Raw genomic sequence first — 20,145 nt, forward strand, 5'->3', positions numbered from 1 at the left:
ATGTGAAGTATTCTTCAAGAATAATATCCCTGCTCGCCGTTAGTTCAATATTCGCCGCCGCCCTTACTGGCTGTTCAAATAAGACTGAATACCAAACCTCTCTCATAGAATCAATCGAAGGTGGCAACGCCAGTTTCATGCTTCCGAGAGGGGAAGGGGCGGGGGCTCCTATGTCATCATGGGATCATGTCCTCATTGTTTGCCCCTACAGTGATACGAGCAATGTTCCTGAACCTTTTATAAAAAAGGTCTCGGAAATTGACACAAATTCAACGGATTCAATTCAATGGCTGTTCTTCGCCAGTGAAGACAATGTTGAACGAGTTTCCATCGACAGGAACTTGGTCGATTTCTGTGGTTCCCTCGGTAGCGTGCCTGATTATAAATCAGACCACATGTGGTCCGCAAGTAGGTTAGGCGATACATGGATTCTAAAGCCTTCGCAAGGTTAGAAAAAGGTGCTGACACCAAGAATTTGTCAGAGTCTCCCCGAGCGTTTTGGTGTCTTCTGACTCACTGATCCTGCAATCGCGGGCTACCGTGTGCTACTCCGGAAGTTCTGTGTTTGCCACGACTAAGATCAGCGAAGCGCTCAGGTCGATTCTCTTTATTGAAGTTGTCAACCGGTCTCCAATTCGGGTGGCCACTTCTCCATTTATGAGGGCTCTCCGTGGTTCGTGGTGAATTCTGGTTTCGTGTCCTTGACCAAAGGTGGCTCGTAGTCCTGTTGTGATGGATGTTCTGACGTATTCATCGATGACAGGACTACGAGCCCAGAGCGAGATTACTTTGGTGCACCCTGATGTTGCCACCACCATCTTCAATCTTCACGATTACCGCGTCCTGGGAGCCGAGACATGGAGTTTCGGACAGAGAAGAATTCATATTGAAAGCACCATTGAATCCGGGTGCCCTGGCTGCGGTGTCATCGGCACCCGTCGCCACTCTGGCCGTCAGCAACGAGTCAAGGACATACCCGTGGCTGGTTCTGCGGAAGTTGTGTGGTCTAAGCGGCGATTGTTCTGCGACGAGTCATCATGTCCCCGCAAGACCTTCTTTGAAACCACGCTCGAGGTCCCAGCTAAGGCACGAACAACGACCCGGCTCCGTGGTGCAGTGGTGCGGGCTGTCATTGAATCTGGCCGCGCTGCAACGGAAACCGCCACCACGCACGGGGTGTCTTGATGGTTGGTGCAAAAAGCCCTGACCGCGGCTGCAACGAAACTGCCCAACGTTGATCTCCTGCGGCCGCGGATGCTCGGGATCGATGAACACAGCTTCCGCTCCGTCCGCTTCTTCAAAAACACCCAGACCAATGCTTGGCAACGGGACGCTCCGAGGTTCGTGGTGAATTTTGGTTTCGTGTCTTTGAACAAAGTTGGCTCGTAGCCTTGTTTCGATGGATGTTCTGACGCATTCAACTCTGACAGGACTACGAGCCTTGAACATGCTTACTTTGGTGCACCCAGATGACGCCACAACGATCTTCAATCCTGACGATGACCGGGAGTTAGCAACCCACACATTGAGTTTCGGGCCACGCAGAACTCATATTGAGAGTGGGCTTGTCAAGATTACTGTGTGGGTAGTTCCGGGTTATATTAGTTCGGGTGGTGGTCGGCGAACCGGTCAGGGTAGGTCATGGCTAGCGGGTTCAGAGCGGTTTTCCGCCCAAGGTCGGCTGTACCTTCAATGAGGTGGTTACCGGTGGAGGCGCGGTCAGTCTTGTGTTCCTTGGTGCGGTTCCGGGCACGTTTGTTCTCGATATCGTGGACGGCTAGCCAGAGCGGTACACGACGACATAGTTAGGGAGATGCCCGTGATTCCTGATGATCTTGGGCAGCCGGCAGTTCAGCGATTTGACCGCGTTCGTCGTGTAAATGAATCGCCGTATCGGTTGAATCAGGCAGGCCTGTACCGATGCCTGCGGCCACGTCGAGGCCGAAGAAGAAATTTTCCGTGACCGCTGACAATTCTCCGCGGCGTTGTTTATCCAGCACGGGACAGGGAGGCCGCAGCGTCCGCTTGCATCGCCGTACGCGAGCAGATTGCCTCGTCCGTCAAGCGATACCTGAGCCTTCCTGTGAAACTTACCTGGGACAGCATCTGAACGGTGGATCCGACGAATGGCAGGAGCTCACAGGGCAATTCTTTGCCTTACCGCCGGTGCTCTCGACACAGCATTTTGGAGTCCATAGGCATCTGGGATATCGCTGATCAGTTGGAGGCTTCCTTCTGTCCGGGGTGATGAAAATACAGCACTCAGCTGGGGCGCGTGGCGGTTCCAAGGTCCTAACAATGATTCGGCGGCGGCCATCGGGCTTCACGGTCATTGAGATGACGTGCTGTTCGGACCGACTACAGAAGTGGGGCAGCGTTGACAGCGACAACGCCGGTTTCGTGATCCTATTAGGGTTGAATGCTTAGACAGTTCTCATCCCAACAGGGCCGCTAGCCTCTTACAGCCAAATCAACCGCCCAGGAAAATCGTCAATCAAGAAATGCCTGGCGGCGCTGACCCGCTGGCTCAGCTGATTGAACCGCCATTAAGCAACTGGCCCGCAGTTGTGGTCGTAAAATCGCGTTTTGAGGCGATTTAACGACCACAACTGCGGGCCAGTTTGTGTGGGTATTTGGTTGGGTGGTGCGCGGGTGGGTGGTGCGGACTAGCCGAGCTGGCCCACCTTGGTCTTCACGACCTTCACGCGGGAGGACATCTTGGACTCCACCAGCTTGGCGATGCCTGACAGGATCAAGCAGAGGCCCACGTAGATGACAGCCGTCACCATGAGCGCAGGGACCACCGGGGAACCGTACAGGCCCTGGCCACCGAGGAAGTTGGCGTAGTACAGGACCTCGTTGTAGGTGATGAGGAAGCCAAGCGCGGTATCCTTCAAGATCACCACGAGCTGGGAAATGATCACCGGCAGCATGGAGCGAACGGCCTGTGGCAACAGGATGATGCGCAGCACCTGGCCCTTGGACATGCCGATCGCATACCCGGCTTCGCGCTGCCCCTTGGGCAGCGATTCGATGCCGGCGCGGAAAATTTCAGCCAGCACCGAGCCGTTGTACAGAATCAAGCCCACCACGACGGCGACGAAGGGCGTGATTCCCTTGAAGCCGGCCGACGGCAGCCCGTAGTACATGATCATCATCAAGATCAGCAGCGGTATGGCACGGAACAGCTCGGTGAACCAATAGCACGGAATCCGGAGCCACTTGGCATCCGAGAGGCGTCCAAAGGCGAGCACGATGCCCAGGACAAGACTGCCGACGGCGGCCACGCCGAAGGCGCTCAGGGTTGCCCCAATGGCCGCGACGAACTTTTCCTGGACCAGCGGGAAGGTAAAGATCTCCCACTTTTTCGCAGTGAACTGGCCGGATTCGTAAAATCTGAACAAGATGAAGGCAATGATGCCGACAACCACAATGGCTGTGACGATGTTCAGATAAACGTTGCGTGTGCGGGCCTTGGGGCCGGGCACGTCAAAAAGGACTGAGCTCATCGCGCCACCCTCCACTTCTTCTCAAGGTAGCGTTGCAGCGGTGTCAAGATGCCCAACACCATCACCACAAAGATCAAGGCGACCCACAGCAAACCGGGCAACAGCGGCTCGCCGCGTTCGCTGAGGTAGGCGCGGATGGCGCCGGACTCAAATACGGAGAAGCCGGCAGCGACAGTGGTGTTCTTTAACAGGGCGATGAACACGCTGAACAGGGGCGGCACTACCGAACGGAAAGCCTGCGGCAGCACGACCAACGTCAAAGTCTGCAGGAAAGGCAAGCCGATGGCACGGGCAGCCTCGGACTGACCGACGGAAACGGTGTTGATGCCGGAGCGGATGGCCTCGGAAACATACGTTGCCGTGTAAAGCGAGAGACCGATGATGGCCGCATTCATGAAATTAATCGGCGCCAGTCCCAGTTGGGGGTAACCCAAAGCGAAGAACGCCAAAATCAATGTCAGCGGGGTGTTGCGCACGGCATTGACGTAAAAGGTGCCGGCCGCGCGCATTGCCGGGGCCGGGGAGACACGCATGCCGGCAACGATGGTGCCCAGGATCAAGGCGAAGAACGCGGAAATGACAAACAAGATTCCGGTGTTCTTGAACCCCGTGAGGAACAGATCGCTGTTGTCAATAAGTACATTCACAGTGCTGTGTCGCTTTCAGTGAATTCGAGAGGACGACGCGGTGGTGTTGTCCCGGCCAGGACCTGGACAACACCACAGCTGAAAGGACTGTTAGTACTGGTCAACCTTAGGCTGTTCGACCTTGGTGCCGGACTTGCCCAAGGTGGAGTCGTAAATCTTGGTCCACGTTGCGCCGCCATCGGTGAGCGTCGTGTTCAGGAAGGTGCGCAGTGCGGTGTCGCCCTTGGGCAGGCCGATTCCGTACTTCTCAACGGTGAACGGCTCGCCAACAACCTTGAGGCCTTCCTGTGAAGAAGCAAAGCCCAGCAGGATGGCCTGGTCGGTGGTCACAACATCCACGGTGCCATTCTTGAGGCCCTCTACGCACTTGGAATAGAGGTCGAACTCAATGGGATTGGCTTCCGGGAAGTTCTCCCGAATGTTCTGGATGGGCGTTGAGCCGGTGGCGGAGCAAACGTTCTTGCCAGCCAGGTCCTTCTCGGTCTTGATGTCCGTGTTGTCCTTGGCCACCAGCAGGCCCTGGCCCGTGATGAAGTACGGTCCGGCAAAGTCAACGATTGCCTTGCGCTTGTCCGTGATGGAGTAGGTGCCCACGTAGAGGTCAACGTCACCGTTGGCGAGTGCCGTCTCACGGTTGGCCGACGGGATGGCCTTGAACTCGATCTTGTCCTTGGCCACGCCGAGCGATGCAGCCATCCAAGTGGCAATCTCAATGTCGAAGCCGCTGCGCTCGCCCGTGGCGGCGTCAAGGAAGCCCAGGCCGGGCTGGTCTTCCTTCACACCGATGCGGATGGCACCGGAGGACTTGATCTTGTCAAAGGTGGGGCTGCCGGTCAGAGCCACATCCTTTGCCACTTCAAAGGCCGGGGCGTCGCCGGCTGCGGATTCGCCGCCGGCAGTGTCGCCGCCGCCACAGCCTGTCATGGCGAGGGCAGCTGCTGTGAGGACAGCCGCTACTCCGAGGCTTTTCCTGCTAAAGAACTTTTTCAAGGGGGATTCCTTTCATAAACGGCCATGTTGGCCGGTGCAATGATGGCCGGTGCAGCCGGAAGATTTGGAAGTGGTTTGTTATCCGTTGGTGAGGATCTTGGACAGGAAGTCCTTGGCCCGCGGTGTCTGCGGATTGGTGAAGAATTCATCGGGTGTGGCTTCTTCAACAATCTGTCCGTCAGCCATGAAGATGACCCTGTCCGCAGCCTTGCGGGCAAAGCCCATCTCGTGGGTGACAACCACCATGGTCATGCCGTCCTTGGCCAGTTCAACCATGACGTCCAGGACCTCATTGATCATTTCCGGGTCAAGGGCGCTGGTGGGCTCATCGAAAAGCATGACCTTTGGCTTCATTGCCAAGGCCCGTGCAATCGCGACGCGCTGCTGCTGTCCGCCGGAAAGCTGGGCCGGCAGCTTGGCCGCCTGATGCCCCACCCCAACACGTTCCAACAAGCTCAAGGCGAGCTTGTCGGCGTCGGACTTGGACATGCCCTTGACCTTGATGGGGCCCAGGGTGACGTTTTCCAGAATGGTTTTGTGTGCAAACAAATTAAAGGACTGGAACACCATGCCCACGTCGGCACGCAGATTTGCCAGCTGCTTGCCTTCCTTGGGCAGTTCCTTGCCGTCAATGGTGATGGACCCGGTGTCGATGGTTTCCAGCCTGTTGATGGTGCGGCACAGGGTTGATTTGCCCGAGCCCGAAGGACCGATGACCACCAGCACCTCGCCCTTGGCCACTTGCAGATTGATTTCCTGCAGTACATGGAGTGGGCCGTAGTGTTTATTGACGGCCTTAAGCTCCACGAGCGCAGGGGCGTGTGCGGAATTTGTCATGCACTGAATCTACCGACTTTTCCACGGGACGGTAAAGGTTTGGGCCATGTCGTCCGGGATCGTAACGCGAACGAGATAATGTGAGTCAGGCCACCGGGGCTTTCACGTAGCCTTAGGGACATGAGTGCACCTACAGGATCCAGCCGACCAATTCGCCCGCAACTTCGACGGTTCGGCATCTGGCGAAAAAACGGTGCAGGCAACGACACCGCCGATGCCAATCTTTTGGCAACCCCGCCCAGCAGCGACTTCACCCACACGGATCCGTGGCGGGTGATGCGGATTCAAAGTGAATTCGTGCAGGGCTTTGACGCGCTGGCAGAAATCGGCCCGGCCATCAGCGTGTTTGGTTCGGCCCGGACCAAGCGGGATTCCCCCTACTACGCCGCCGGCATCGACGTGGGCAGGCTTCTGGTGGAAGCCGGCGTCGCGGTCATCACCGGCGGCGGACCCGGTTCCATGGAGGCGGCAAATCGCGGCGCCGCCGAAGCCGGAGGGCTGTCAATCGGCCTGGGCATTGAACTGCCCTTTGAGCAGGGCATGAACGAATGGGTTGGCCTCGGCGTCGACTTCCGCTACTTCTTTGCCCGCAAGACGATGTTTGTGAAATACGCCCAGGGCTTTGTGGTGCTGCCCGGCGGGCTCGGCACCCTGGACGAACTCTTTGAGGCCATGGTCCTGGTGCAGACAAGCAAGGTCAGCCAGTTCCCGATCGTGCTGGTCGACAGCACCTTCTGGGGCCCGCTGCTCGACTGGATCAAGGACGTCATGGTGGTCCAGGGCCTCGTCTCGCCCGGCGACCTGGACATCATCTCGCTTGTGGACACGGCGGAAGAGGCCGTCGCGCTGGTCATGGCAGGCAAGGCCGGTGCCAGGGTTGCCGCCGGTGAGGGCTGAACCGGCAACGGCTGAGGTCATCCGGGGCCATTTCCGCCGCGCATCTGGCACGATGGTCTAGTGACTTATTTCCTGATCTTCCTTGCGGTCGTGGTGGCTGCCGCGGCGGCCCTGTACGTCGTGGGGCTGAACAAGCCCCAGACGGATGCGCCCGTGTATGAGGACGCCCTGGCACGGCCCGTGGCGAACCTGCCGCCGGTGCTGCTGCCTGACACCCCGGCACCGGCCGACGTCGACAGACTGCGGTTCTCCCTTGGCCTGCGCGGCTACCGCATGGACCAGGTCGACGAGGTCCTAGACCGCCTGCGTGACGAGCTGGCCGCCAAGGACCTGCGCATTGCCGGGCTGGAGGCCGGCATCGGGAAGCACGACGCCGGGCACCAGCCTGGCGCTGCCCCGCAGGCTGCCGCTGCGGAGACCGGGGCCGTGGGGACCGGCACTGTCGCGACCATGGCGGCGGACACGGAGCCCCGTGGGCAGTGACGGCAAAACCCGCTGCGACTGGCCCGGGATTGAACGCGATGAACAGTACCAGCGCTACCACGACACCGAATGGGGCCGACCCGTTGCGGGGGAAAGCGAACTGTTCGAGCGGCTGAGCCTTGAGGCCTTCCAGTCAGGCCTGAGCTGGATCACCATCCTGCGAAAGCGTGAGTCATTCAGGGAAGCGTTCAGCAATTTTGACCCGGCAATCGTGGCCACGTTTGGCGACAGTGACTTTGACCGGCTGATGGGCGACGCCTCCATAGTGCGCAACCGGCTCAAGATCAATGCCACCATTGGCAATGCCCGGGCCCTGCTGGCCCTGCCGTCCGGCACCACTCTCGCCTCGTTGCTTGCTGACCATGCGCCGTCCGTCGCCCGCCTGCCCGGGGAAGCTGTGCCCGCCAAGACAGCGGAATCCCAGCAACTCGCGAAGACCCTGAAGAAGCACGGCTTTTCCTTTGTCGGACCCACCACGGCCTACGCCATGATGCAGGCCGTCGGCATCGTCAACGACCACCAGCCGGGCTGCTGGCTGGCCGCAGGCACGGACCCGGCCGGGCCGGAATAGTTCCGCCATGAAAGATTGGGCCACAAAGGCTCCGGCCAGGCAAGACACGACAACCATCAACGACGCCATCTACGCCGGGGTGCGCCGATTCCTGGCGCCTTTGCGGCGCGCCCCCTGGTGGCTGAAAGTCACCCTGCTTTATGTGGCCGCCCGGCTGGTTTCCACGGCGATCCTGCTGGGGGCGGCCTGGCATGCAGAGGAGTCCCCGTGGGGCGGACGCCAGCCCGACTACCTGACGTTCATCGACAGGTGGGATGCGGGCTGGTACGAAAGGATTTTTGACGGCGGCTACCCCACAACAATTCCGCGCAATGAAGACGGCACCGCCCAACCCAACCAATGGGCCTTTTATCCGTTGTTCCCGTTGCTGGCGCGCGGGCTCAACGCGGTGACGGGGCTTGGCTGGCAGGCCGCCGGCGCCACCGTGGCCACGGCCGCGGGGCTCGCGGCGGCATTGATGATCTACAAACTGTTCAGGAACTTTGCCACACCCGGGACGGCCCTCTGGGGTGTGGCCTTCTTCGCCATGTTCCCCGTGTCGGCCGTCCTGCAGGTGCCGTATGCGGAATCGGTGGGGATCTTCCTGCTCGCCGCGGCCCTGCACCTGCTGATCAAGGGCAACTACTGGGCCGCGTCGCCGACGGTGCTGCTGCTGTGCCTCTCGCGTCCGGCAGGGGTGCCGTTCGCCGCCGTCGTACTTGTTCATCTACTGCTGCGCTGGAAGCACCGCAAACGCGAACCCTTCCCGGCACGCGAGCTGGCCGGCGGCGCCGTGCTGCTGCTTGTCAGCGTGGTGTCGGCGTTCGCCTGGATGCTCATTGCCTGGTGGCTGACGGGGGAGCGAACCGCCTATACGGACACCGAAACAGCGTGGCGGGGCACCGCCCTGACGTTGTTCAAGCCCTGGTTTGACGCGGGGGTGGGGCTGGCCGGTCCGTTGTGGGGCCCCGTCCTGCCGGTGCTGTTTGTGGCGCTGGCGGCGCTGTACCTCAACTCCAGGGCGGTGCGCCGGCTCGGGCCTGAACTGCGGATCTGGTGCGCCATGTATCTGCTGTACCTGATGGCGGTGCTGCATCCGCAGTCGAGCACGTTCAGGATGCTGCTGCCGCTGTTTCCCCTGGCGCTGGCGGCCGCCTTCATATCGGCCTCCCGCGCCTACCGCTGGAGCGTGCTGGTGATGTTCACCCTGCTGCAGATTGTGTGGGTCGTGTGGCTGTGGCAGTTCGCCGCGATCAGCACGGGACTGGCGTGGCCGCCGTAATGAACCGCGCGGCAGTTGTCAATGGGCGGTGCGCCGATTAGCACCCGGGCGCTGAAATACGGAATAATGGTTTGTGAGCAATACAACATCAACCGCCTTGCTGGGGAAATCCCCAGGCGGGGCGGGTATGCACTACGAAAAGGGGAACTCCTGATGGCGGCCATGAAACCTAGAACCGGTGACGGTCCAATGGAAGTGACTAAAGAAGGTCGGAGCTTGATTCTGCGGCTGCCGCTGGAAGGTGGCGGACGGCTCGTCGTGGAGATGAACGCCGATGAGGCAGTCAGCCTCAAGGAATGCCTCGTAGGCGCGACCGAATAAGGCCAAAAGTTTCACAAGGGACCGGGCCATGGCTGGCTGGTTCACAAAGAATTGGCGGGGCAGCACATGCTGCCCCGCCAATTCATTTATTTTCAGCCTTCAGTGTTTCGGGTGTTTACACTCGTGGTGCCGTCAGCGCTTGACTGCCAGCAGGAGGCCGTCGCCAGTGGACAGCATGGCGCTGACAAGGGAGTCGTGTTCGCGGACCAGCTTGCCAACCCGGCGCAACACCACCGTGCTGCTTTCGCGGATGGCGGGGTCTGAGACCCGGTCCTTGTCCAGGGCGTCATTGATGATCAGGAGCCCACCAATCTTCAGCAGCCTGATTGCCTGGTCCACGTATTCCGGGAAGCTGGGCTTGTCGGCGTCAATGAACACGAGGTCGTACGCGGCGTCGGTCAGGCGCGGCAGGACGTCCTGGCCACGCCCGGAGATGGTGCGGGTGCGGTTGGCGGGGGAGCCCGACTCGGTGAACGCCTCCCGGGCTGCCTTCAAGTGGTCAACGTCGGGATCGATAGTTGTCAGCACGGCGCGCGGGCCCAGGCCGCGCAGCAATGCCACACCGGAGACGCCGGCGCCGGTGCCGACTTCCACGGCAGTTTGCGCCTTGGAGGTTGCGGCCAGGACTGTCAGCGTTGCCGCGACTGCCGGGCTCACGGGGAACAAGCCCAGCTCGTGCGAGCGTTCGCGGGCGCGTCGCAGGACAAGATCTTCCACGGGGAGGCCCTCTGCATAGGACCAGCTGGTGGATTTATCGGCGCTCATGGGTCGTTTTTCCTAAACTGTTGCGGTGACTAGCTCTAGCCTACTGCCTGCACCGGAGCCCACTGCCTGCCCGCCGGGTCAAGTGGCCGCTGCCGTTCAGCAAAATGTCAGCTTCGTTTGGCACACTGTTGCTCTAAAGGGAACGATTACCCCGGTCGGATTCCCCACGTTTTCCCCTTCGTTGGGGAGAGAAGAAACCACTGAAGCGAGGTGCAGCTATGAAGCCAGCCGTCACCCCTGCGATTCGTACTGCAGGAGCAGCCCCAGACCAAGCCCCGGTTTCCGCCGAGTGGGTGACGCCGTCGTGGGAAGAAGTTGTCACGAACCATTCAGCCAAGGTTTTTCGGCTTGCCTACCGCCTGACAGGGAACAAGTACGACGCCGAGGACCTCACCCAGGAGGTTTTTGTGCGCGTGTTCAAGTCGCTGGCGAACTTCAAGCCCGGCACCCTTGACGGCTGGCTGCACCGCATCACCACCAACCTGTTCCTCGACCAGGCCCGGCGCAGGCAGCGGATCCGCTTCGACGCACTGTCGGAGGATGCTGCCGCCCGCCTGCCCGGCAACGACCCGGGCCCCGAGCGCACCTTTGAATTCAACAACCTTGACAAGGACGTGGCCGCCGCCCTGGAGGCCCTGCCGCCCGACTTTCGGGCCGCCGTCGTGCTGTGTGATCTGGAAGGCCTCTCCTACGACGAGGTGGCCCACGCACTGAACGTCAAGCTCGGGACCGTGCGCTCGCGCATCCACCGGGGCCGGGCCATGCTGCGTGAATCCCTGGCCGACAGGGCGCCGGGCCGCGGCCGCGAGGTGCGCCCTGCGCGGAAACCGCTGCTGTCACTGCCGCGGATTGCAGGGGCACGCTAGACTCTGTGCTGGCTTGGCGAAGCTGCGACGCAGGTCACATGCTGTATTTTTCGTACGTTACCGCCAGGAATCGTTGCTTTGTGAGTTGAGAGGGTAATCTACCTAACGTGTTTGGTATCAATACCCCCGAGCTGGTCCTGATTGTCATTGTGGCGGTCTTGGTGATTGGCCCTTCCCGGCTTCCCGGTTACGTGGAGAAGCTGAAGAACCTCATCCGTGAGGTGCGCAAGATGGCTTCCGGCGCGCGCGAAACCATCAAGGAAGAAGCCGGCGTTGATATCGACGACATTGACTGGAAGAAACTCGATCCCCGCCAGTACGATCCCCGCCGCATAATCCGTGAAGCCTTGCTCGACGACGAGGACATGGACAACCTCAACTCGCTGAAGACGGCCCCGGGCGCTGCGATTGCTTCCATGATGGGCAAGGACAGCGACAAGAGTTCGGTGCAGACGGCCGTCGACAGCGTTCCGGCCGGACCCGAGATTGAGCGCCTGGCAGAAGGACAGCTCGCCCCCTTCGACGTCGAAGCCACCTAACAACTCCTCCCGCACCACCGCCCTCCCGACCCGGTATCAGTTGTGGCCGGTTTTTCGCGGACGCGCCCTCACTTTTGGTTGGTGCCGACCTCGTGTGTAGTGGCGCCTTCCCGCTGCCCTGGCCTGGGTGAGCGCCCGCCGTCGTACTCCAGGGCAGACGCCCACGGCAAAGTCCCATTTCACCGCGAAACTGAACTCCCTTGCCGCGAATCAGCGTCTGACCCGTGAGCCAGCTGTTGGCCAACAGCTGGCTCACGGGTCAGACGCTGATTGGTGGTGCCGCCCGGGCAGAAGTAGGGCCAGGGAGCGGGGAAGGCGCTGATTTGTGGTGCCGCGACTCTCAGCGGGGCGAGACGCCCAGCTTCAGCCCGGCCAGGCCGCGCGGACGCACCGCAAGCCTTTCCGCAATGGCCAGCAGTGCCGAAGCAGCCGGTGATTCGGGGTGCGAGAGCACGATGGGCAGCCCGGCGTCGCCGCCCTCGCGCAGCGCCACGTCAATCGGTATCTGGCCCAGCAGCTCCACCGGTGCGTTGACAGTCTGGCTCAGCCGCTTCGAGAGAATTTCCCCGCCGCCGGCCCCGAACAGCTCCATGGTGCTGCCATCCGGCAGGGTCAAAAATGACATGTTTTCGATGACGCCGGCAACCTTCTGGCCCGTCTGCACCGCAATGGCACCGGCCCGCTCGGCTACGTCCGCCGCTGCTGCCTGCGGCGTCGTTACGACCAGGATCTCCGCCTTGGGCAGCAGCTGCGCCACCGAAATTGCCACGTCACCGGTGCCTGGTGGCAGATCCAGCAGCAAAATGTCGAGGTCGCCAAAGTACACGTCGCCCAGGAACTGTTCGAGCGCCCGGTGCAGCATGGGCCCGCGCCACGCAACCGGCTGGTTGCCTGCCACAAACATGCCAATGGAAATGACCTTCACATCATGGGCAACGGGAGGCAGGATCATCTCGTCCACCCGGGTCGGGGTCTGGGTGATCCCCATCAGGCCCGGCACCGAGAAGCCGTAAATGTCGGCGTCCACAATGCCGACGCGCAACCCCCTGGCTGCCAGGGCGCAGGCAAGGTTGACGGTGATGGAGGACTTGCCGACACCGCCCTTGCCGCTGGCCACGGCATAGACACGTGTCAGTGAATTCTCGTCGTTGAAGGGGATGCCCCGCTCGGCGGTGCTGCCCTTGAGCCGGTCCTTGAGTTCTGCCCGCTGCTCCGGCGTCATGACGGTGAGGTCCACGCCCACGTCGGTGACGCCGTCGAGCTTCACCAAGGCATTGGTGACGTCCCTGGTGATGGTTTCGCGCAGGGGGCAGCCGGCGATGGTGAGCCGGATGACGGCGTGGACCCGGCCGCCGTCGAACGCCTCGACCGATTCAACCATGCCCAGTTCCGTGATGGGGCGGCGCAACTCCGGGTCGATGACCGTGGCGAGGGCGGCAAGCAGGGCGGGGTGGGACGGGGCGTTCATGGGGTGGGGCCTTAGGGGTTGATGGGGTGTCCGGGGTTGGCCGACTTCGCGGAGTTGGATTTCGGGCCGGATGTTCTTTGGGCGACGGTCTTGATGCTGCTGGTGGCCGGGTTGCGCCTGGCAGTGCGTGGTTCCTTCAGGGTATCGCCATCGTCTGGGAGAGTGCCGTCAGGTCCGGCCGCATCCTGGATCTCAATGAGGTCCTCCAGAAGGCTGCGCAGCTCGGAGCGGATGAAGTCGCGCGTGGCCACTTCACGCAGCGAGATGCGCAGGGCGGCAACTTCACGGGTCAGGTACTCGGTGTCGGCCAAGTTGCGTTCATTGCGTGAACGGTCCTGCTCGATTTGGACCCTGTCCCGGTCGTCCTGGCGGTTCTGGGCCAGGAGGATCAAGGGTGCCGCGTAGGAGGCCTGGGTGGAGAAAAACAGGTTGAGCAGGATGAACGGGTACGGGTCCCAGCGCAGGGTGAACAGGCCAACGACGTTGATGGCGATCCACACAATGACAAAAACCGTCATGTAGAGCAGGAAGTTGGCAGTGCCCATGTAGCGGGCAAAACGTTCGGCGAAGCGGCCAAAGAGGTCGGGATCGCTGGTCAGGCTGGGCAGGAGCCGGGATTTGAGCTCCATGGGCGTGTCAAGGCCGCCGCCCTTTGCATGGTGCCGCTCAGCCAATGCGTCCTCCTAATTTCCTGAACGGGGCGCCGTCCTCATGGGTGCGCCAGTCATCAGGCAGCAGGTGGTCCAACAAGTCATCAACCGTGACGGCGCCAACCAGGCGGCCCTCCTTGTTGACAACCGGGAGTGAATTCAAGTTATAGGAGGCCATGATGTGGCTGACGGTGCTGATGTCGTCCTGGTCCGAGGCGGGTTCCAGCTTCTTGTCCACCAGGGTGCCCAATTGCTCGGGAGGTGCGCTGCGGAGCAATTGTTGGATGTGGACCACACCAAGGAAGCGCCCGGTGGGGGTTTCCAGCGGCGGCCTGCAGATGAAGATTGCCGACGCCAGGGCCGGGGAGAGGTCCTCGCTGCGGACATGCGCCAGGGCCTCGGCCACTGTGGCCTCGGGAGGCAGAATCACTGGCACGGGGGTCATGAGCGCTCCCGCCGTTCCTTCCTCATACTGCAGCAGCCGGCGCACGTCCTTCGCCTCATCCGGTTCCATGAGCAGCAGCAGCTCCTCCGCCTTGGCCTGGGGGAGGTCGGCGAGGAGGTCCGCGGCGTCGTCGGGGTCCATTTCCTCAAGCACGTCGGCCGCACGTTCGTTGTCCAGGGCCGAGAGGAGGGTCACCTGGTCGTCTTCGGGCATCTCGGACATGATGTCGGCGAGGCGCTCATCCTGAAGCTCCCCGGCCACTTCAATCCGGCGCTTGGCGCTCATGTCCTGCAGCGCGTCGGCAAAGTCGGCCGCCTTGAGGCCCTCATGGGTTGCGACAAAGAAGGTGGCGCTTTGAGGTGCCGCGGCGTCGTCGGCGCGGGCTTCGGCCCAGTCGATGAGCATCGTGTGACCGCGGCGGATTCCCCGCAGGCGTGAGGTGGAGGAGCCCCTGCGGACAAAGAATTTGGTGATGAGCCAGTCGCCGTTGCGCTGCTGGTCCATGGCGATGTCCTCGATCACGGCAAAGCCGGTGCCGTCAACCAGTGTCACCTTGCGGTCAAAGATGCCGCCGACCACCAGCTGCTCGGCACCGCGCTGTTCAAAGCGCCGCAAGTTGACCAGACCAGTGCAGATGATTTGCGACTGGTCCATCGAGGTCAGGCGGGTCATGGGCACGAAGACGCGTTTCTTGCCCGGAACTTCCACGACGATGCCGACGGCGTGCGGGGCGGTGTTGGGGCCGCGGCCAAGCACGACGACGTCCCGCAGCTTCCCGAGCCTGTCACCCAGCGGGTCAAAGACGTCGAGGCCCAGAAGCCGGGCGACAAAAATGCGTGTAGGTTGTGTGCTCACAGATACAGGCTACTTCCCCCATCCTGCAATGACCCAAACATCCCGGTGTCGGTGCGTGGGGCGCCGCGGCCGCTCCGGTTGCAGGCCCGGCATCGGGGCTGTCATGAACTTTTCGTTTCACTGCCAGCGATACTCCAGCCAACGCGCAGGAACATGGTGAACAATGGGGGTATGGCAAACCTCTTTGGACGCACCAGACCCTTGGACGAGGCCCGTATTGTCCCTACGGGGGAAACAATCGGTTCCTACATTTCCTATTTGGATGCGCAGAAGGCGGTAGATTACCTGGCGGATGAAAAATTCCCCGTCAGGCATGTTTCCATCGTGGGCAACGACCTGAAGATTGTTGAACGTGTCACGGGCAAGCTCAGCTACCCCCGAGTGGCTCTCTCCGGTGCCATGACGGGCGCATGGTTTGGTTTGTTCATTGGTGTGATGCTCTCCTTCTTTGATTCCGCCAGCAACGCCGGTGCGCCGTACCTGAACGTGTTCACGGCCGTGCTCCTGGGTGCTGCCCTGTGGATGTTGTTTGCGATCATCGGCTACGCCGCTCAGCGCGGCAAGCGCGACTTCACCTCGACCAACCAGGTTTTGGCCTCCAGCTACGACGTCATTGTCACAGCTGATGTGGCAGGGGACGCCCGCCGGCTGCTGGCACAGCTGCCCATGAACTCCAACGCACCGCGTCCCGTCCAGAACCAGGGCCAGGGCCAGGGATACCGCCCGCCGGTGCAGCCTCCCGCTGCTTCGGGCACCGGGCCTGCCCGCCCCGAAGGCTGGCACGACCCCTATGCCCCGACGGACCCGGCAGCCGCTGATGCCGCCGGCACCTCTGCCGGCGCTCCCGCAGGTGAGAGCGGAGGCAGCCACGACCGGCCCGGCCAGGCGCCCCTCGACGGCCCGAGCCGCGGCCAGTTCCCCGACCTGCCGGATGGCCGCCCGCAGTATGGCATCCGCGTTGACACCCCGCGCCAGCCCGAGCCTGCGGACCCCAACGTCCCTGCGGATCCACATGCTGCGGAGAACCCGGAAAAGTAGCCCCAGCTTTTTGAGCCGATGAAGCACGACGGCGGACGCCTTGCCCTGCTGGAATCCAGGGCCCTGGCAGGTCCGCAATAAATGCCGCCGCTCCCGCATAATGCCGCCGCAGTACTGGCAGCAATTTGCGGGAGCGGCGGCATTTTTCGTTGTTGCTTCGTGTCAGGGGTCCGGCCACGAATCAGCCCGGGGAACAGGCAAGGCGGCTTGCGAGGAGCACGTCGCGGCACTCAAGGCGCTCATCGCAGGCGGGTAATCACCCAAGGCAAGTGCCGCCGTCGGATATTAAAGCGCTCCACCAAAAAAACGAGTTTGCACTTGTTGGACGAAAAGCCGCGAAAATACGGCGAATCGGCCCAGCAAGTGCAAACTCGATCTGGAGAGAGTGCAGGCCGGCGGGTCAGGCGGAGAGGCCGGCCATCCAGGCTTCGACGTCCTCCGGCTTGCGGGGGAGTGCGGCGCTGAGGTTGACGGGGCCGTTGGCGGTGATGAGGATGTCGTCCTCGATGCGCACGCCGTTGCCGCGGTACTCGGCCGGGATGGCCAGATCCTCGTCCTTGAAGTACAGGCCGGGCTCGATGGTAAACACCATGCCCTCGGTGATGATGCCGTCGAGGTAGAGCTCGGCGCGGGCCTGGGCGCAGTCGTGCACGTCCAAGCCGAGGTGGTGGCTGGTGCCGTGCGGCATCCAGCGGCGGTGCTGCTGGCCCTCGGGGGACAGTGCAACCTCGGCTGTCACCGGCAGCAGGCCCCACGCGGCCAGGCGGTCGACGAGCACCTCCATGGCGGCCGTGTGCACCTCGCGGAACTTGCGCCCCGGAACGGCGACGGCGAACGCTGCGTCGGCGGCGTCCAGCACTGCCTGGTAGATCTTGCGCTGGATGTCCGAGTACGTGCCATTGACCGGCAGCGTGCGGGTGATGTCGGCGGTGTAGAGGGAATCAGCCTCGACGCCGGCGTCAACCAGGAGCATTTGGCCCTCGTTGACGGTGCCGCTGTTGCGGTTCCAGTGCAGCACCGTGGCGTTGTTTCCGCCGGCGGCGATGGTGTCGTAGCCGAGTTCGTTGCCGTCCTCCCTGGCGCGGGCAAAGAATGCGCCTTCAACGACGCGTTCGCCGCGCTGGTGGGACACCGCACGCGGCAGGGCCTTCACGATGTCCTCAAAGCCGCTGATGGTTGCGGCGACGGCAACCTTCATCTGCTTGACTTCCCAGTCGTCCTTGAGCAGGCGCAGCTCGGAGGCCGCCTCGGCCAGCTTGCCGTCAAGGTCGTCCAGGGCGCCAAAGTCAATGGCGTCGGGGTTCTTGGCCGTGTTGTAGCGGGCCGTGTCCACGAGCGCGTCGATGTTCTCGTCAACCTTGCGCAGCAAACGGATGGAAACACCGCCCACGGAGGTCTCGCCAACGTTCTTGGTGATGGCGACCTCAAGGTCGGTGACGTCGGCGGTGGGCAGGCCCAGCTGGGCCTGGAATTCGGCCAGCGTGGGGCGGCGGCCGATCCAAAATTCGCCGCTGCGGGCATCAGCGTAAAACGCCTTCGTGTCCCGGCCCGCCATGGGACGGAAGTAAAGGGTGGCGCGGTGATGGCCGCCGTCGTCCCCTTCACCCTCGGCCACCGGATCCAGCACCAGCACGGCGTCGGGCTCGTGGTCAACGCCCAGGCCCGTCAGGTGGGCGAAGGCCGAATGCGGGCGGAAGCGGTAGTCGCAGTCATTGGAACGGACCTTTAGCGGGCCTGCCGGGATCACCAGGCGCTCGGTCTTGAACTGCTCGGAAATCGCACGACGGCGGCGGGCGGCATGGTCTGCCACCTCGGCCCGGGCGGGAAGTTCAGCGGACGACGGCTCCCAATTGGCTGCCATGAAGGTCCGGAAAGCGTCAGAGTCGGGGCGTTGGGAACGGTTGTTCACACGCTCCTCGAGGGGCTGCTCACTTGAAGGGTCGGGGTGCACGGAGGATTGCTCAGTCTGGTTCACCCCTCAAGTCTCCCACCGCTCGCGCCAAGGGACAAAGGGCGGGCGGAGAACCCGGTCCCCGCGCTGCGTGCGGCGCAGCGGCCATTGGGCTGGAAGCGACGTAGGCTGGGAGCGTGAGGATTGATTTGCACGCGCATTCAAATGTTTCCGACGGCACCCAGGCACCTGCCGTGCTTGTGGCGGCCGCCGCGCAGGCCCGCCTTGATGTCGTGGCGCTGACCGACCACGACTCCACCGACGGCTGGGCCGAGGCGCTGGCCGCCGCCCGGGAGCTCGGTGTGGGGCTCATTCCGGGCATGGAAATCTCCTGCAAAACTTCCCAGGGCGTCAGCGTGCACCTGCTGTGCTACCTCCACGACCCCGGCAACGCGAAGCTGCTCGAGGAGATCACCAAGGCCAAGGATGCCCGCCTGACCCGCGCCGAACGCATGGTTGAACGCCTCGCCGAAGACTACCCGCTGAACTGGGGCGACGTCAGCGCCCACGTGGCCCCCGGCGCCACGATTGGCCGCCCGCACATTGCCGACGCCATGGTTGCCGCGGGCATCGTGGCCGACAGGAGCGAGGCCTTCGCCAACATCCTCACCTCGCATTCACGCTATTTCGTCAGCCACTATGCACCCGACCCGGTGCTCGCCGTGGAACTCGTCCGAGCCGCCGGCGGTGTGCCTGTCTTTGCGCACCCGATGGCCTCGGGCAGGGGCAGGGTGGCACCGCCGGATGTCTTTCATGACATGATCGACGCCGGCCTCCTGGGTGTGGAGGTCGACCACCGGGACAATCCCTCCGAAGGGCGGGAGTGGTTGCGCAAGCTGGCCCGGGACCGCGGCCTGCTCATGACCGGCTCCTCCGACTACCACGGGACCGGGAAACCCAATCTGCTCGGTGAGAATCTCACCGAACCCGCAGCCTTGGAACGCATCGTGGAGCAGGCGTCCGGAACCACCGCGTACCTGCCGTAGGGGCTGGCGACGGGCGCTCGCCATGCACGGTGCCGTGGTGATCATCATTCCGGTGGTGTTCTTTGCCGCCGGCGGCCCCGACATGTTTGTCACGGGCGCAGCCAAGCTGACCCCGCAACAGTCCAACTTCTTCTCCTCCGACGCAGTCCTGAACCAGGGTGCCCCGTACATTGCTGCGGCTCTGGCCTGCGCCATTGGCAACCAGGCCATCGCACAGCGGCTGTTTGCCGTGCGCGAGGACCTGGTCAAGAAGACGTTCGTCACCGCCACGGTTGGTTACGGCGCCACGATCATTGGCATCGGCATGTTGGGTGTCATGGCGCTGTACGCGGGTGTGGCCCCGATGGACGACGACACCAACAACTTGATCCCGCAGATGGCAGCAACTTATTTGAGCCCCGTGCTGCTGGGCATCTTCCTGATCATGATTGTGGGCGCACTGTCCTCCACCGCGGACTCGGCCCCCTCCGCCATGTCCTCCATCATGATGGCCGGCGCCTATGGCCGGAACATTGCCAAAGGAGGGCAAGGCAAACCCGAAGACAATGCTGTTCATTGGCCGCATCGCCATGGTTGTGGCCACCGGCGCAGGGCTGTACTTTGCCAGCGGCAAGTTGAACATCCTTGAGCTGCTGGTCTTTGTCGGCGCCCTCTGGGGTGCCCTCGTGTTCCCCGTCATCGCGAGCTTCTACTGGCAAAAGGCCACCAACAAGGCCTTCACCGGCATTGTGGTCGACGCTGTTTCCGTGATTGGCATTGGCATTGTGCTGGGCCTGATGGCATTTGGTTTCTTCGGCCTGAAGACTGCCAAGATCGTTGCCGCCGCGGTCAGCACCCTCGTGTGCTGCTCATGTGCTTTCGCAACAACGCAACCGTTGATTTCGACACCATCAAGGAGCGCATCGGCGACTTCGACAACCGGGAGGAGGCCAATCACGGCGCTCCCGAAGCACTCCTCGGGAAGAAGGCATAGGCAGGATTCATAAGCGTATTTTTGCTAGCCCTTTATGTTCTGGTCTTGCCGGCCTTTAACCCAGCTGACCCGCAGAAGTGGCTGCTAAATCAA

General features: G+C 62.2%; 23 protein-coding genes and 1 pseudogene. 13 read left to right on the top strand and 11 right to left on the bottom strand.

Going from position 1 to position 20,145, the window contains the following annotated elements; translation table 11 throughout:
• Window positions 1-2: 2 nt before the first annotated feature.
• The gene (locus AC1L6K_RS06345) at window positions 3-452 is read left to right on the top strand and encodes a hypothetical protein (protein ID WP_480951867.1); all 450 of its coding nucleotides are present in this window, start codon (window positions 3-5) and stop codon (window positions 450-452) included.
• 304 nt (window positions 453-756) lie between these two features.
• Complete coding sequence (locus AC1L6K_RS06350) at window positions 757-1,185, top strand: transposase family protein (protein ID WP_480952703.1); 429 nt, start codon at window positions 757-759, stop codon at window positions 1,183-1,185.
• A gap of 416 nt (window positions 1,186-1,601) precedes the next feature.
• Here the strand turns inward: AC1L6K_RS06350 and AC1L6K_RS06355 are convergent.
• The 6 genes and pseudogenes from AC1L6K_RS06355 to AC1L6K_RS06380 form a co-directional block, all read right to left on the bottom strand.
• Window positions 1,602-1,891, bottom strand: a pseudogene (locus tag AC1L6K_RS06355) (IS256 family transposase); the annotation flags it as partial.
• The gene (locus AC1L6K_RS06360) at window positions 1,806-2,000 is read right to left on the bottom strand and encodes a hypothetical protein (protein WP_480951868.1); all 195 of its coding nucleotides are present in this window, start codon (window positions 1,998-2,000) and stop codon (window positions 1,806-1,808) included. The pseudogene AC1L6K_RS06355 and the gene AC1L6K_RS06360, both read right to left, overlap by 86 nt.
• A gap of 666 nt (window positions 2,001-2,666) precedes the next feature.
• Window positions 2,667-3,509: an amino acid ABC transporter permease gene (locus AC1L6K_RS06365; RefSeq protein ID WP_480951869.1), complete on the bottom strand. Its 843-nt coding sequence runs from the start codon at window positions 3,507-3,509 to the stop codon at window positions 2,667-2,669.
• Complete coding sequence (locus tag AC1L6K_RS06370) at window positions 3,506-4,156, bottom strand: amino acid ABC transporter permease (protein ID WP_480951870.1); 651 nt, start codon at window positions 4,154-4,156, stop codon at window positions 3,506-3,508. The genes AC1L6K_RS06365 and AC1L6K_RS06370 overlap by 4 nt, the downstream gene beginning before the upstream one ends.
• A gap of 90 nt (window positions 4,157-4,246) precedes the next feature.
• Window positions 4,247-5,080, bottom strand: a complete 834-nt coding sequence (locus tag AC1L6K_RS06375; protein WP_480952704.1) for a glutamate ABC transporter substrate-binding protein — start codon at window positions 5,078-5,080, stop codon at window positions 4,247-4,249.
• Window positions 5,081-5,224: 144 nt separating this feature from the next.
• Window positions 5,225-5,983, bottom strand: a complete 759-nt coding sequence (locus AC1L6K_RS06380; protein ID WP_444531029.1) for an amino acid ABC transporter ATP-binding protein — start codon at window positions 5,981-5,983, stop codon at window positions 5,225-5,227.
• 120 nt (window positions 5,984-6,103) lie between these two features.
• Between AC1L6K_RS06380 and AC1L6K_RS06385 the strand changes: the two genes are divergently transcribed.
• From AC1L6K_RS06385 to AC1L6K_RS06405, 5 genes are all read left to right on the top strand, one after another.
• Window positions 6,104-6,880 carry an LOG family protein gene (locus tag AC1L6K_RS06385; RefSeq protein ID WP_480951871.1) on the top strand — a complete coding sequence of 259 codons (777 nt, stop codon included), beginning with the start codon at window positions 6,104-6,106 and terminating at the stop codon, window positions 6,878-6,880.
• Between the two features lie 60 nt (window positions 6,881-6,940).
• Window positions 6,941-7,363, top strand: a complete 423-nt coding sequence (locus AC1L6K_RS06390) for a DivIVA domain-containing protein (protein WP_480951872.1) — start codon at window positions 6,941-6,943, stop codon at window positions 7,361-7,363.
• On the top strand, window positions 7,353-7,934 hold the full coding sequence (locus AC1L6K_RS06395) for a DNA-3-methyladenine glycosylase I (RefSeq protein WP_480951873.1): 582 nt from the start codon (window positions 7,353-7,355) through the stop codon (window positions 7,932-7,934). Before AC1L6K_RS06390 ends, AC1L6K_RS06395 begins: the two co-directional genes overlap by 11 nt.
• A gap of 7 nt (window positions 7,935-7,941) precedes the next feature.
• Entirely contained in the window at window positions 7,942-9,195 is a 1,254-nt protein-coding gene (locus AC1L6K_RS06400) for a hypothetical protein (protein ID WP_480951874.1), read from the top strand.
• Between the two features lie 153 nt (window positions 9,196-9,348).
• Window positions 9,349-9,516: a DUF3117 domain-containing protein gene (locus AC1L6K_RS06405; protein WP_444531023.1), complete on the top strand. Its 168-nt coding sequence runs from the start codon at window positions 9,349-9,351 to the stop codon at window positions 9,514-9,516.
• Between the two features lie 132 nt (window positions 9,517-9,648).
• Here AC1L6K_RS06405 and AC1L6K_RS06410 read toward each other — a convergent pair whose 3' ends face one another.
• Window positions 9,649-10,281, bottom strand: a complete 633-nt coding sequence (locus AC1L6K_RS06410) for an O-methyltransferase (RefSeq protein WP_480951875.1) — start codon at window positions 10,279-10,281, stop codon at window positions 9,649-9,651.
• 218 nt (window positions 10,282-10,499) lie between these two features.
• On the opposite strand from AC1L6K_RS06410, the gene sigE reads away from it, so the two are divergent.
• Together sigE and AC1L6K_RS06420 are read left to right on the top strand one after the other, a co-directional pair.
• Window positions 10,500-11,147, top strand: a complete 648-nt coding sequence (gene sigE / locus AC1L6K_RS06415) for an RNA polymerase sigma factor SigE (protein ID WP_480951876.1) — start codon at window positions 10,500-10,502, stop codon at window positions 11,145-11,147.
• A gap of 107 nt (window positions 11,148-11,254) precedes the next feature.
• Window positions 11,255-11,686, top strand: coding sequence for a twin-arginine translocase TatA/TatE family subunit (locus AC1L6K_RS06420; RefSeq protein WP_480951877.1), 432 nt, complete (start codon window positions 11,255-11,257; stop codon window positions 11,684-11,686).
• 340 nt (window positions 11,687-12,026) lie between these two features.
• Here the strand turns inward: AC1L6K_RS06420 and AC1L6K_RS06425 are convergent, their stop codons facing one another.
• Genes AC1L6K_RS06425 through AC1L6K_RS06435 form a run of 3 tightly spaced genes read right to left on the bottom strand, consistent with a single transcriptional unit; the run spans window position 12,027 to window position 15,104 of the window.
• Window positions 12,027-13,154, bottom strand: coding sequence for an Mrp/NBP35 family ATP-binding protein (locus AC1L6K_RS06425; protein WP_480951878.1), 1,128 nt, complete (start codon window positions 13,152-13,154; stop codon window positions 12,027-12,029).
• Between the two features lie 11 nt (window positions 13,155-13,165).
• Window positions 13,166-13,828: a DUF1003 domain-containing protein gene (locus tag AC1L6K_RS06430; RefSeq protein WP_480951879.1), complete on the bottom strand. Its 663-nt coding sequence runs from the start codon at window positions 13,826-13,828 to the stop codon at window positions 13,166-13,168.
• Window positions 13,821-15,104, bottom strand: coding sequence for a magnesium transporter MgtE N-terminal domain-containing protein (locus AC1L6K_RS06435; protein WP_480951880.1), 1,284 nt, complete (start codon window positions 15,102-15,104; stop codon window positions 13,821-13,823). The genes AC1L6K_RS06430 and AC1L6K_RS06435 overlap by 8 nt, the downstream gene beginning before the upstream one ends.
• Before the next feature lie 171 nt (window positions 15,105-15,275).
• Here AC1L6K_RS06435 and AC1L6K_RS06440 point away from each other — a divergent pair, with 171 nt between their 5' ends.
• Window positions 15,276-16,142 carry a YflT domain-containing protein gene (locus AC1L6K_RS06440; RefSeq protein ID WP_480951881.1) on the top strand — a complete coding sequence of 289 codons (867 nt, stop codon included), beginning with the start codon at window positions 15,276-15,278 and terminating at the stop codon, window positions 16,140-16,142.
• 400 nt (window positions 16,143-16,542) lie between these two features.
• Here the strand turns inward: AC1L6K_RS06440 and AC1L6K_RS06445 are convergent, their stop codons facing one another.
• Entirely contained in the window at window positions 16,543-18,117 is a 1,575-nt protein-coding gene (locus AC1L6K_RS06445) for an aminopeptidase P family protein (RefSeq protein WP_480951882.1), read from the bottom strand.
• A 113-nt stretch (window positions 18,118-18,230) separates the two neighbouring features.
• Between AC1L6K_RS06445 and AC1L6K_RS06450 the strand changes: the two genes are divergently transcribed.
• From AC1L6K_RS06450 to AC1L6K_RS06460, 3 genes are read left to right on the top strand one after another with little or no spacing between them, the layout of a single operon-like run.
• Window positions 18,231-19,079: a PHP domain-containing protein gene (locus tag AC1L6K_RS06450; protein ID WP_480951883.1), complete on the top strand. Its 849-nt coding sequence runs from the start codon at window positions 18,231-18,233 to the stop codon at window positions 19,077-19,079.
• 22 nt (window positions 19,080-19,101) lie between these two features.
• Window positions 19,102-19,707, top strand: coding sequence for a sodium:solute symporter family transporter (locus AC1L6K_RS06455; protein ID WP_480951884.1), 606 nt, complete (start codon window positions 19,102-19,104; stop codon window positions 19,705-19,707).
• A complete protein-coding gene (locus AC1L6K_RS06460; RefSeq protein ID WP_480951885.1) occupies window positions 19,625-20,065 on the top strand; it encodes a hypothetical protein in 441 nt (146 codons plus the stop codon). The genes AC1L6K_RS06455 and AC1L6K_RS06460 overlap by 83 nt, the downstream gene beginning before the upstream one ends.
• The last annotated feature ends 80 nt before the right edge of the window (window positions 20,066-20,145 follow it).

This window comes from Specibacter sp. BI4 (assembly GCF_056680095.1).

What these genes read in the sequence shown, in the direction of transcription:
- AC1L6K_RS06350 (WP_480952703.1), top strand. Translation starts at nt 757, where the DNA reads ATGACAGGACTACGAGCCCAGAGCGAGATTACTTTGGTGCACCCTGAT.
- AC1L6K_RS06365 (WP_480951869.1), bottom strand. Translation starts at nt 3,509, where the DNA reads ATGAGCTCAGTCCTTTTTGACGTGCCCGGCCCCAAGGCCCGCACACGC.
- AC1L6K_RS06375 (WP_480952704.1), bottom strand. Translation starts at nt 5,080, where the DNA reads ATGACAGGCTGTGGCGGCGGCGACACTGCCGGCGGCGAATCCGCAGCC.
- AC1L6K_RS06380 (WP_444531029.1), bottom strand. Translation starts at nt 5,983, where the DNA reads ATGACAAATTCCGCACACGCCCCTGCGCTCGTGGAGCTTAAGGCCGTC.
- AC1L6K_RS06385 (WP_480951871.1), top strand. Translation starts at nt 6,104, where the DNA reads ATGAGTGCACCTACAGGATCCAGCCGACCAATTCGCCCGCAACTTCGA.
- AC1L6K_RS06400 (WP_480951874.1), top strand. Translation starts at nt 7,942, where the DNA reads ATGAAAGATTGGGCCACAAAGGCTCCGGCCAGGCAAGACACGACAACC.
- AC1L6K_RS06405 (WP_444531023.1), top strand. Translation starts at nt 9,349, where the DNA reads ATGGCGGCCATGAAACCTAGAACCGGTGACGGTCCAATGGAAGTGACT.
- AC1L6K_RS06410 (WP_480951875.1), bottom strand. Translation starts at nt 10,281, where the DNA reads ATGAGCGCCGATAAATCCACCAGCTGGTCCTATGCAGAGGGCCTCCCC.
- sigE (WP_480951876.1), top strand. Translation starts at nt 10,500, where the DNA reads ATGAAGCCAGCCGTCACCCCTGCGATTCGTACTGCAGGAGCAGCCCCA.
- AC1L6K_RS06425 (WP_480951878.1), bottom strand. Translation starts at nt 13,154, where the DNA reads ATGAACGCCCCGTCCCACCCCGCCCTGCTTGCCGCCCTCGCCACGGTC.
- AC1L6K_RS06440 (WP_480951881.1), top strand. Translation starts at nt 15,276, where the DNA reads ATGGCAAACCTCTTTGGACGCACCAGACCCTTGGACGAGGCCCGTATT.
- AC1L6K_RS06455 (WP_480951884.1), top strand. Translation starts at nt 19,102, where the DNA reads ATGCACGGTGCCGTGGTGATCATCATTCCGGTGGTGTTCTTTGCCGCC.
- AC1L6K_RS06460 (WP_480951885.1), top strand. Translation starts at nt 19,625, where the DNA reads ATGCTGTTCATTGGCCGCATCGCCATGGTTGTGGCCACCGGCGCAGGG.